The organism is Klenkia taihuensis (assembly GCF_900112525.1).
GTDB lineage: Bacteria > Actinomycetota > Actinomycetes > Mycobacteriales > Geodermatophilaceae > Klenkia > Klenkia taihuensis.
In genome coordinates this window covers 1-11,069 of record NZ_FOMD01000007.1, presented here as the reverse complement: position 1 = coordinate 11,069, position 11,069 = coordinate 1, and the positions used below count along the sequence as shown (strand labels likewise).

11 protein-coding genes are annotated in these 11,069 nt (G+C 75.4%); 2 read left to right on the top strand and 9 right to left on the bottom strand.

The genetic code is table 11. The features are described from left to right. Nucleotides 1–5 precede the first annotated feature (5 nt). Nucleotides 6–1,466 (bottom strand): APC family permease, encoded by a 1,461-nt coding sequence (locus BM158_RS20645; RefSeq protein WP_229827916.1) that lies wholly within the window; start codon nucleotides 1,464–1,466, stop codon nucleotides 6–8. A gap of 212 nt (nucleotides 1,467–1,678) precedes the next feature. Between BM158_RS20645 and BM158_RS20640 the strand changes: the two genes are divergently transcribed. Both BM158_RS20640 and BM158_RS20635 read left to right on the top strand, forming a co-directional pair. Continuing rightward, a complete protein-coding gene (locus tag BM158_RS20640) occupies nucleotides 1,679–3,136 on the top strand; it encodes an APC family permease (protein WP_091564131.1) in 1,458 nt (485 codons plus the stop codon). Further along, nucleotides 3,133–3,882, top strand: a complete 750-nt coding sequence (locus BM158_RS20635; protein ID WP_091564129.1) for an IclR family transcriptional regulator — start codon at nucleotides 3,133–3,135, stop codon at nucleotides 3,880–3,882. Before BM158_RS20640 ends, BM158_RS20635 begins: the two co-directional genes overlap by 4 nt. Here BM158_RS20635 and BM158_RS21940 read toward each other — a convergent pair whose 3' ends face one another. The 8 genes from BM158_RS21940 to BM158_RS20595 all read right to left on the bottom strand — a co-directional run. Next, nucleotides 3,883–4,929: a hypothetical protein gene (locus BM158_RS21940; protein WP_091564127.1), complete on the bottom strand. Its 1,047-nt coding sequence runs from the start codon at nucleotides 4,927–4,929 to the stop codon at nucleotides 3,883–3,885. Nucleotides 4,930–4,954: 25 nt separating this feature from the next. Further along, on the bottom strand, nucleotides 4,955–6,001 hold the full coding sequence (locus BM158_RS20625; RefSeq protein WP_091564125.1) for an NHL repeat-containing protein: 1,047 nt from the start codon (nucleotides 5,999–6,001) through the stop codon (nucleotides 4,955–4,957). Nucleotides 6,002–6,011: 10 nt separating this feature from the next. Then, nucleotides 6,012–7,043, bottom strand: coding sequence for a glutathione S-transferase family protein (locus tag BM158_RS20620; protein WP_091564123.1), 1,032 nt, complete (start codon nucleotides 7,041–7,043; stop codon nucleotides 6,012–6,014). Nucleotides 7,044–7,058: 15 nt separating this feature from the next. Next, nucleotides 7,059–8,015, bottom strand: a complete 957-nt coding sequence (locus BM158_RS20615; protein WP_091564121.1) for an SDR family NAD(P)-dependent oxidoreductase — start codon at nucleotides 8,013–8,015, stop codon at nucleotides 7,059–7,061. Between the two features lie 4 nt (nucleotides 8,016–8,019). Next, nucleotides 8,020–8,580, bottom strand: a complete 561-nt coding sequence (locus BM158_RS20610) for a DUF6308 family protein (protein WP_229827917.1) — start codon at nucleotides 8,578–8,580, stop codon at nucleotides 8,020–8,022. A 131-nt stretch (nucleotides 8,581–8,711) separates the two neighbouring features. Continuing rightward, nucleotides 8,712–9,026, bottom strand: coding sequence for an EthD family reductase (locus tag BM158_RS20605; RefSeq protein WP_091564119.1), 315 nt, complete (start codon nucleotides 9,024–9,026; stop codon nucleotides 8,712–8,714). A 61-nt stretch (nucleotides 9,027–9,087) separates the two neighbouring features. Next, nucleotides 9,088–10,101: an SDR family oxidoreductase gene (locus BM158_RS20600; protein ID WP_091564116.1), complete on the bottom strand. Its 1,014-nt coding sequence runs from the start codon at nucleotides 10,099–10,101 to the stop codon at nucleotides 9,088–9,090. Nucleotides 10,102–10,181: 80 nt separating this feature from the next. Continuing rightward, a partial coding sequence (locus tag BM158_RS20595; protein WP_207506852.1) for a cytochrome c oxidase subunit I occupies nucleotides 10,182–11,069 on the bottom strand: 888 nt, incomplete at its 5' end.

The following is an 11,069-nucleotide window of genomic DNA, read 5'->3' as shown; positions in this document are numbered from 1 at the left end:
TCTCCTCAGATCTGCGGGGCGGCGTCGGAGCGGGTGGCGCGGACGAGGTCGCGGGCGGCGGACGGGCGGGCGGCGGCGAGCACGAACCCGCCGCCGAGGGCGAGCAGGAGCAGCACGCCGGCGCCGATGCCCAGCGCGGTCGAGCCGCCCATGAGCAGCGGCAGGTTCTCCACGAGCAGGACCAGCACCCCGGCCAGGCCGAGCACGCCCAGGCCGGGGGCGACGACGGTCTGCCAGGGCCGGCGGTCGACTCCGGTGCGGCGGAAGAACACCAGGACGGCGACGCAGGCCAGCAGCATCAGCCCGACGATGCCGACGCTGGCGATGCCGGCCAGCCAGGTGAAGACCTCCAGCACCGGGTCCAGCCCGGCGATCGCGCTGGTGGCCATCAGCAGGACGCCGATCGCGGTGGTCACCAGGGAGGCGACGTGCGGGGAGGCGTGCCGGGCGTGGCTGCGGCCGCACGCGGCGGGGACGACGCCGGTGTTGCCGAGGGAGAAGAAGTAGCGGCTCAGCACGTTGTGGAAGCTGAGCACCGCGGCGAACAGGCTGGTCACCAGCAGTACCTGGATGACGTCGGCGGCCGCCGTCCCCAGGTAGCGCTGCGCGGTGGTGGCGACCATGTTGCCGGGGTCGGCGGCGGCCTCGGCGACGACCGCGCTGTCGCCCCAGGCGCTGACCACGGCCCAGGCCGACAGCGTGTAGAAGACGCCGATGATGGCCAGCGCGGCGTAGGTGGCGCGGGGGATGGTGCGGTCGGGGTCGCGGGCCTCGTCGCGGAAGATCGCGGTGGCCTCGAACCCGATGAACCCGGCGACGGCGAACATCAGCCCGAGGCCGGGGGCGCCCGACAGCACCTCGGAGGGGTTCAGGAACGCCGTCGACAGGCCCTCGTCGGAGCCGCCCTTCCCGACCACGACGGCGTCGAGCACCAGCACGATGCCGACCTCGGCGACCAGCAGGACGCCGAGCACCTTGCTGGACAGCTCGATGTGCCGGAAGCCGAGGACGGCGGTGATCGCCAGGACCAGGAAGGTCCACAGCCACCAGGGCAGCGCCGGGCCGCCGTAGCCCTCGACCAGCCCGCCGAGGGCGAAGCCGATGTAGCCCAGGACGGCGCCCTGCACCGTCACGTAGCTGACCAGGGCGACCAGCGCGCTGCCCAGGCCCCAGCCGCGGCCCAGGCCCACGCCGATGTAGGAGTAGAAGGCGCCGGCGTTCGGCACGTGCCGGGTCATCGCGGTGAACCCGACGGCGAAGAAGGCGAGCACCACGGCCGACACCAGGTAGGTGGCCGGGTAGCCGGGGCCGTTGCCGGCGGCGATGCCGATGGGCACGGTGCCGGCGACGACGGTCAGCGGCGCGGCTGCCGCCACGACCATGAACACGATGGCACCGACGCCGAGCCGGCCGGTCAGACGGTGGCCCGCGGGGGCGGGTGCTGCAGGTTCCGAGACGGTGGCCACGGGGGCTCCTGGGGGTGGACGGCGGGTGGTGGTCGCCGACTGTGGACCCTCCCGGCGTGACCCCGGTTACACGTCCGTCATCTTCGCGCAACATCCCCGTGACACCGAACGGGACGCCGGGGGCCGCGATTCTCATTCGGGGACAGCGTCCGGGACACCTGCCGGGGCCGGTCCGTGGCTACGCTGCCCGACCACCGACCCGGGGGAGGACCGTGACCATCGAGGAGCTGCCGGCGCGCTCACCGGTGGCCGGGCTGCGCCGGCGGGGCCTGTCGATGGTCGAGGTGCTGGCCCAGTCGGTGAGCGCACTGGCGCCCTCGGCCGCGGTCGTCGCCGTCCCGCCGTTCGTGATGGTGCAGGCCGGGGCGGCCACCCTGCCGGTGCTGGTCGTGGGCAGCGCGCTGGTCGCGCTGGTCGGCTGGTGCCTGACCGCCTTCGCCCGCCGGATGGCCGCCGTCGGCGGGGTCTACAGCTTCACCGCCAAGGGCCTCGGGCCCGGCGGTGCGCTGCTGGCCGGCTGGGCGCTGGTGGTCGGCTACGCCGGCATCGCGGTGTCGGCGCTGGTCGGGACGGTGGCCTACGCCATCTCCTTCACCGTCCCGTTCACCGGTGCCCGGCCCCCGGGCTGGGTCGCGGCGCTGCTCGCGGTCGCGGTGGGCCTGGTCGCGACGCTGACCACGGTGCGCGGCATCCGGCTGTCCGCCCGGGTCGCGCTGGCGCTGGAGGTGGTGTCCCTCGGCGTGGTCGTCGTCGTCCTCGGCGTGCTGCTGGCCGCGCACGACGGCAGCACCGGCACCGGCGCCGCGGTGGTCGACGGCCCGGTGACCGCCGGCGGCGTGGCCACCGGCCTGGTCCTCGCGGTGGCGGCGTTCATGGGGTTCGAGAGCGCCGCGACGCTGGGTGTGGAGGCCCGCCGGCCGCTGGTCGCCGTCCCCCGGGCGGTGTTCTGGACGCCGGTGGTGACCGGCGTGCTGTTCGTCGCGGCGGGGCTGGCGCAGGTGGTGCTGCTGCGCGCCGCGCCCGTCGAGGTGCTCACCGGCGACGTGCCGGTCGCGCAGCTCGCCGACGCCGACGGCCTGGGCGTGCTGCCCCGGCTGCTGGACGTCGGCATCGCGCTGTCCTTCTTCGCCTGCGTCACCGGGTCGGTCAACGCGCTGGCCCGGGTGCTGTTCTCGATGTCCCGGGAGGGCGTGCTGCCGGCCGCGCTGGGCCGCACCCACCCGCGGTTCGCCACGCCGTCGGTGGCGCTGGCCTTCGTCCTGCCGGTGGTGGTCGCCGTCCCCGCGGTGGCGCTGGCTGGCGGCGCGCGGGCCCGCGACGTGCTCGCCGGGTCGCTGACGCTGTCCGCGCTGGGCTACGTGCTGGCCTACGTGCTCGCGGCCGCGGCCATGCCGCTGTTCCTGCGCCGCATCGGCGAGCTGACCCGCCCGGCGCTGGTCGGCGGCGCGGTCGCGGCGGCGCTGTCGGCCGCGGTGCTGGTGGTCGCGGTCGCCGGGGCGTCGTGGTCGGGCAGCGGCGCGGTGGTCGTGGTGTTCGTGCTCGCCTGGCTGCCCGGGCCGGTGCTGTGGCTGGTGCTGCGCCGCCGGGCCCCCGACGTGCTCGCCCGGGTCGGGGTGTACGACCAGGCGACGGCTTCCTCGGTGCTGCCGGGGCAGGGTGTGCGCCGGTGACCGGCGTCGACCGCGGGGTCACCGGCCGGCAGCCGCAGGCGGTGCGCTCGGCGCTGGCCGTCCTGGAGGAGGTCGCCCGCGCCGGGGCCGGGGTGAATGCCAAGGAGGTCGCCGAGGCCCTCGGCCTGCCGCCGGCCACCACCTACCGGCTGCTCAACCTGCTGGTCGCCGAGGAGTACCTGGTCCGGCTGCCCGACCTGCACGGCTTCGCCCTGGGCGCCAAGGTGGCCGGCCTGGTCGGCACCGCGCCGCCCGCCCGGGTGCCCACCGCGGCCCGGCAGGTGCTGGCGGAGCTGCGGGGCGGCGTGCGGGCCGGGGTGCACCTGGTGCTGGTGTCGGGGGCCGCGGTGCGCTGCGCCGATGTCGACCCCGACCTGCCGCTGGCCGCCCCCGCGCTGGTGGAGACCCACCTGCACGCCTCCGCGGTCGGCCACCTGGTGCTCGCCGAGGCCGGCGACTGGCGGGACGTCGTGCACCACCCCGACCGGCTGCCCGCCCTGACGCCGGCCACGCCGACCCGGTCGGTCGAGCTCGAGGCGTGCCTGGCGCGGGTGCACGCGGTGGGGTGGGCGGGGCAGGTCGGCCAGCTGCACGAGGGCGTGGGGTGCCTGGCCGTCCCGGTGCGCGCCCCCGACGGGCAGCTGGTCGGCGCCGTCGCGGTCAGCTCCGGGCGGGGCGAGGTGCCGGTTGCCAGCCTGGACGCCGCCCGCGACTGCGCCGCCCGGCTGGGCCCGCTGCTGGGCTGATCAGCCCAGGGTCCACAGCACGGCGTCGCCGTCGCAGGTGCCGGCGACCAGCACCCCGCCGTCGCCGGTCGCGCCCACCGCCAGGGCGTCGCCGTCGCCGTCGCACAGCGCCACGGGCTCGTCGCCGACGACCACGGTGGGGGAGCCCTGGTCGCGGAGTGCCACCACCGGGGTGCCGTCGACCACGGCGGCGCCGGACACCCGGGTGCCCAGGTCGGCGGCCACCTCGTCGCCGTCGACCCGCACGCTGCCGTCCTCGTCGGCGGTGACCGGGGTGCCGTCGGCGGTGAGGGCGAGCAGCTCGCCGTCGGTGTCCTGCGGGTCGCCGTCGGGCTGCAGGTCGGCGTCGAGGGTGACCAGCCGGCCGGTGGTGGTGCCGTCGGACCCGCGCACGCCCACCCCGGCGACCACGCCGTCCGAGGTCGCGGCCAGGCCGAGCAGGTCCACCGAGGCGACGTCCTCGCCGAGGTCGAGGTCGACGTCCTCGCGGACCTCGCCGGTCGACGGGTCGACGGCGAGCACCCGGGCGCCGGTGCGGTCGGTGTCCTCGACCAGCAGCATCACCTCGTCGTCGCCGGCGGCGGCGAGCACCGGGATGCCGCGGGGCGCGGTCGTCTGCGGGTCGAGCTCGAGCGGGCCGGCGGTGCTGCCCTCCACCGGCACCAGTGCGAGCACGGGGTCGGTGGCCACCGGGTCGGCGGTCAGCGCCACCGCGACCGGGTCGCCGTCCACGAGCACCACGTCGGTCGGCACCGCGTCGCGGACCGCGGTCGCGGAGTCGGCGGTGACGACGGTCGAGGTGGGGGAGCCGATGAGCAGTACGGCGCGGTCCTCGCCGTCCGTGGCCAGCCGGGCCGCGGTCACGCCGGACTCCGCGGTGCCGAGGTCGGTCCGGTCGCGGACCTCGAGCCCGGCGGCCGGGGACGTCGTGGTCGCGCTGGTGGTCGCCGTCGTGGAGGTCGCGGACGGCGCCGGGTCGTCGGCGAAGGAGGTGCAGCCGGCGGCGAGCAGCGCGGCGGCGGGCAGGGTGATCAGTCGTCGGCGCACGCCCCATGATCGCCAGGGTGGGCGCTCAGCGCAGGACGGCGGCCTGCGGTCCCTCGCCGTAGCCGCAGTCGCCGAGCACGACGAGGGTGGCGCCGTCGGGCGAGGCGGCCAGCGAGCTGCGGGCGTCCCGGCACACGTCGGTGCTGCCGAGGAAGCGGCCGGCCCTGGTGCCCAGCGTGCTCACCGACCCCGCCAGCCCGTCCACCCGGCCGAGCAGGTGCACCCGCCCGCCGTCGGGGTCGACGGCGACGTCGACGACCTCGGCCCGCAGCGCGGTCACCCGGCGCGGCTGGGCGTCCCCGGGCCGGACCTCGAGCAGGGCGGTGTCGGTGCCGGGCAGCCGCTGCCCGACCACCACCCACGCGGTGCCGGCGTCGTCGACGTCCAGGGCGGAGGAGGAGTTCGGCTGGGCGCTGGTGGACGCCGGGACCCGGCCGGTCTCGGCGAGGCCGGCGTCCAGGGAGACCAGCGTGGCGGTGCCGTCGGCGATCCCGTCGCCGCGGGTGGCCAGCAGCCACAGGCTGCCGTCGGGGGCGACCGAGAGCGCGACCGGCCCGACCGCGCCCTGGCCGGGCAGGTCGACGCGGCCGCTCCCGGTCTGCTGCCCGGTCGCGGCGTCGGCGCGGACCAGGTCGACACCGGCGCCGTTGGGCGTCACCAGCAGGACGTCGGTGCCGTCGGCCACCACGAGCGCCGGTCCGCCGGGCAGCCGGACGGGCGCCGACGGAGCACCGGCCGGATCGACCCGCACGGCCAGCGGTCCGGCGTCGTCCGAGCCGGTGACCAGCGCCGAGCCGTCGGCCTGCCCGGCCACCCGGGCCGTACCCGGCAGCAGCGGCGGCAGGGTGACCGGGGCCGCGCCGTCCCGGACCAGCAGGGACGGCGCGCCGGGGAGCAGCACGGTCACCGCGCCGTCGTCGGCCACCGCCGCCGCCGACCCGCCCTCGTAGCCGGGGTAGGGCGTGGCGGTCGGCAGCGGGACGGTGGCCTGCACGGTGAGCACCTCGGGGCGTTCGCGGCGCTCCGGGGTGGCCGAGCCCGCGACGGTGCAGCCGGTCAGCAGCACCGCCACGGCGAGCAGCTCAGTAGGACGTCGACCCACCGGCGCCCTCGGACTCCGGGACCTCCTCGCCGGCCGCGACCGGACCGGGCGGGGTGCCGTCGCCGAAGGGGGAGCCGCCGAGCTCCTCGCGGTGGTGCGGGGTGAGCCAGACCGAGGTGTCCGGGCCGACCGGGACGACCTGCGTCGGGTTGATGTCCTTGTGCACGACATAGTAGTGCCGCTTGATCTGCGGGAAGTCGGTGGTGTCGCCGAACCCGGGGGTCTGGAACAGGTCGCGGGCGTAGCCCCACAGCACCGGCATCTCGGTCAGCTTGGTGCGGTTGCACTTGAAGTGGCCGTGGTAGACCGCGTCGAAGCGGGCCAGGGTGGTGAACAGCCGGACGTCGGCCTCGGTGATGGTGTCGCCCATCAGGTACCGCCGTGACCCCAGCCGCTCGCTCACCCAGTCCAGCGCGGTGAACAGCCGGTCGTAGGCCTTCGCGTAGGAGTCCTGGTCACCGGCGAACCCGCAGCGGTACACCCCGTTGTTGATCTCGGTGTAGACCCGCTTCATCACCTCGTCCATCTCGTCCCGCAGGTGCTCCGGGTAGAGGTCGGGCGCGCCGTCGCGGTGGAACGCCGTCCACTCGGTGGAGAAGTCCAGCGTCATCTGCGCGAAGTCGTTGGTGACCACGGCCTTGGTGGGCAGGTCGACCATCGCCGGCACGGTGATGCCGCGGGGGTAGTCGGGGTCGCGGGCGAAGAACGCCTCCTGCAGCCGCTCGTAGCCCAGCACCGGGTCGCGGCCGCCGGGGTCGAGGTCGAAGGTCCAGGACCGCTGGTCGTGGGTGGGCCCGCAGATGCCCATCGAGAACGCCTGCTCCAGGCCGAGCAGTCGGCGCACGATCGTGGCCCGGTTGGCCCACGGGCAGGCCCGGGCGACCACGAGCCGGTAGCGGTCGGCCTCGACGGGCCAGCCCTGGGAGCCGTCGGCGAGGATGCGGTCCTCGATGTAGTTGGTGTCGCGCTCGAAGGACTTGCCGGGCTCCACGTAGCCCTTGTCGTTGCTCACAGTGGCAAGCCTCGCTCAGTCGGCGTCGGGTCGCTGGGCGAGGTGCTCCTCGCTGACCTTCCACAGGCGGCGGGCGTTGTCCGGGTCGAGCGCGTAGGGCTCCACCCCGGAACGGCTCTGCTCGTCGGCGCCGCGGGTGCGGGCCTCGTTGCAGTCCTCCAGGTAGTGCCCGCCGGTGGCGAACTCCGGCGCGACGGCGGCGACCAGGGTGGTGGCCGCGCCCTGCTCGGGGGTCTTGAAGGTGACGGTCCCCTCGCGCTGCGCCCGCTCCCACCCGTCGATGACGTCCTGGGAGACGTGCCGCTGCAGGTTGGTCATGATCCCGCCGGGCATGAGGGCGTTGGCCACGATGCCGTCGCCGGCCCAGCGGCGGGTGGCCTCGACGGCGAGCAGCACGTTGGCGGTCTTGGACTGGCCGTAGGCCTGCCACGGGTCGTACTCGCGCCGGGCGAAGTGGATGTCCTCGAAGTGCACGGGGCTGGCCAGGTGGCCGGTGGAGGACACCGACACGACGCGGGCGCCCCCGGCGGCGGCCAGCGCGCCGTGCAGGCCGGTGGTGAGGGCGAAGTGGCCGAGGTGGTTGGTGGCGAACTGGGTCTCCCAGCCGCGGTCGGTGAGGGTCAGCTGCGGGAGCGCCATGACACCGGCGTTGTTGACCAGCAGGTGCAGCGGGCCGTCCCAGTCGGCGACGAAGGCCGCGACGGAGTCCAGGTCGAGCAGGTCCAGCCGCGCCACCCGGACCGAGGTGTTGCCGGTGGTGCCGACGACGTCCTGCGCGGCGGCGTTGCCCTGCTGGGGGTCGCGGACGGCGATGGTGACCTCGGCCCCGGCCGACGCCAGCGCCCGCACGGTCTCCACCCCGATGCCCGACCCGCCGCCGGTGACGACGGCGCGGGTGCCGGAGAGGTCGTGCCCGGCGACGACGTCGGCGGCGGTGGAGGTGGCGTCGAACGCGGTGGTGATCAGCGGCATGGGTTCAACTCTGCGCCAGCTCCCGGCCGAGGGCGACCGCATGGGCCAGCCGCAGCGAGCCGGCCAGCCACACCAGCACGTCGTGCAGCCGCAGCGGGCTCAGCCCGGTGGCGGCGGACAGCTCGGCGAACGCGGCCGCGTTGGCCCGCAGCTCCCGGTGCGCGACGGCGTGCAGGTCGCTGTCGCCCTCCTCGACGTGCGGCAGCAGCTGCAGCCGGGTGACCCGGTCGACGTGCGGCACCAGGCCGGGGTGCCGGTGGTGCAGGGCGGCCGTCAGGTGCGGGAAGTCCGGCTCGCGCTGCACCGCGCGCAGTGCCGCGCCGACGGTGCCCGGTTCGCCGAGGACGGACAGCTCGTCGTCGGGCAGCTCGCCGAAGGTGCGGCCGGCGGCCCGGTCCACGGCTGCGTCGACCACCGGCCGCAGCCGGACCAGCCCGTCGGCGACCCGCGCCCAGCCGGCCGGGTCGAGCCGGCCGTGCAGGCCCTCGGCGGCCAGCAGGTCGGCGTCGTCGGACCCGGTGGCCACCTCGTCGAACCGGGCCCAGCCGAACGCCGGGACCTGCACCCAGCGGCCGGTGCGGGTGCCCGGCGGCCGGAACCACAGCGGCCGCCGGCCGTGCCGGTAGCCCCGGACGGCGGCCGCGGCGACGTCGGCCGGGATCGGGTCCGGGCCGGCGCTGGGCAGGTCGAACGGCGTCAGACGGCCACCTCGTGCACGTCGAAGTGCACCATCGTCGCCCCGCCGGTGGCGAAGGTGCCGACGTCGGCGCCCGCGGCGCGGCCCTCCTCGGAGGACATGCCGGCACCCATCGCCTCCTCGGACTCGAAGTCCAGCTCGGCGACCAGGTAGGCCGGGCACGGCGAGCCGTCCATGGTGGCGGCGTGCCCGGTGGAGAACCGGACCAGGCCGGGGATGGCGCTGGCCAGACCGGCGTGCACGTCGCGGTAGTGCGCGTCGAAGGCGGCCGGGTCGGTGGGCTGGCCGTAGGTCACGAGCAGGCGGTGGGTCAACGGGCACCTCCGGAGCAGGCCCGGGCTCCGTCGCCCGGGGCTCCCCGCATCAGACCACGGCTCACGAGCGGCGGCGCAGCAGCGCCGAGGCCCCCGCGAGCAGGCCCGCACCGGCGGCCGCGGCCACCGCGCCGTGGTACCGGCCGGCCCAGATCTGGGCGTCCCAGGTCCACTGCTGGTCGGAGAACCGACCCTCGGCACCGAAGTCGCGGTCGGCGTCGGCGGGGTCGTGCAGGTTGACCGGGTCCGAGGGGGTGGCGTCGGTGTCGGTGAGCTGGCCGTCGATGCCGTTGCGGGCCAGGTACCAGTCCATGAACTGCGGCCAGACCTCGTTGCCCAGCACCGTGTAGACCGTCGGGGTGCCGATCCACCAGGCCCGCCGGCGGGGGTGCTCGGCGGCGTGCACCATCACCCGGCCCATCAGCTCGGGGGCGTAGATCGGCGCGACGGGCTGCGGGCGCTTGGGCATCTTGTTGAGCACCCAGCTGAACTGCGGCGTGTTCACCCCGGGCAGGTCGACGCGGGTGATGTGCACGCCGCTGCCCTCGGCCTTGAGCTCGGTGAGCAGCGACTCGGTGAACCCCTTCACCGCGTGCTTGGCGCCGCAGTAGGCGCTCTGCAGCGGGATGCCGCGGCGGCCCAGCGCGGAGCCGGTCTGCACGATGACCCCGCGGTCGCGCGGGCGCATCCGGCGCAGTGCGGCCATCGTGCCGTGCACGAACCCCAGGTAGGTCACGTCGGTGACCCGGGCGTACTCCTGCGCGGTCAGCTCGTGGAACGGGGCGAAGACCGCGGTGAAGGCCACGTTGACCCACACGTCGATCTCGCCGAGCTCGGCCTCGACCCGGTCGGCGGCGGCCTCCACGGCGTCGGCGTCGGCGACGTCGACGCTGATGACCAGCGGGGTGCCGCCGGCCGCGCGGACCTCCTCAGCGGCCGCGGCCAGGCCGGCCTCGCCGCGGGCGAGCAGGGCGACCCGGTCACCGCGGCGGCCGAACTCCACCGCGGTGGCCCGGCCGATCCCCCCGCTGGCTCCGGTGACGACGACGGTGCGGGGGGTGCGGGAGGTGGGCACGAGCGACTCCTGGGGCGGCCGGGGCTGGACCCCGGCCGCCTACCCCCGGCTGCGGGGGGTTCACGCCCCCCGCAGCCGACTCACAGCGGATCGGGGTCGTTGGCCCCGGCGCGGGTGCCGGTCTCGTCCAGCAGCTCCCGCGCGTAGGTGCCGTGCTTGCCGCCGGCGTGGGCCTCGGCCTCCAGGCGTTCGCGCAGGTGGGGGTAGTGCAGCTCGAAGGCCGGGCGCTCGGAGCGGATGCGGGGGATCTCGATGAAGTTGTGCCGCGGCGGGGGTGAGCTGGTGGCCCACTCCAGGGAGTTGCCGTGGCCCCAGGGGTCATCGCGCAGCGCCAGCTGCCCGTACTTCCAGGACTTCACCACGTTGTAGAGGAACGGGATGGTGGAGGCCCCCAGCACGAACGACCCGATCGTGGAGATCGTGTTCAGCGTGGTGAACGTGTCGGTGGGCAGGTAGTCGGCGTAGCGGCGCGGCATGCCCTCGTTGCCCAGCCAGTGCTGCACCAGGAACGTGGCGTGGAACCCGACGAAGGTCAGCCAGAAGTGCACCTTGCCCAGCCGCTCGTCCATCATCCGGCCGCACATCTTGGGGAACCAGAAGTAGATGCCGGCGTAGGCGGCGAACACCACCGTCCCGAAGACCACGTAGTGGAAGTGCGCCACCACGAAGTAGGAGTCCGACAGGTGCCAGTCCAGCGGCGGGGAGGCCAGCAGCACCCCGGTCAACCCACCGAGCAGGAAGGTGATGAGGAACCCCATCGCGAACAGCATCGGGGTCTCGAACGTCAACTGGCCCCGCCACATCGTGCCGATCCAGTTGAAGAACTTGATGCCCGTGGGCACCGCGATCAGGTAGGTGAGGAACGCGAAGAAGGGCAGCAGCACCGCGCCGGTGGCGTACATGTGGTGCGCCCACACCGTCAGCGACAGCGCCCCGATCCCGATGATCGCGAACACCATGCCCTTGTA

Coding starts and splice junctions, on each gene's coding strand:
- BM158_RS20615 (WP_091564121.1), bottom strand. CDS start 8,015: ATGCCGCTGATCACCACCGCGTTCGACGCCACCTCCACCGCCGCCGAC.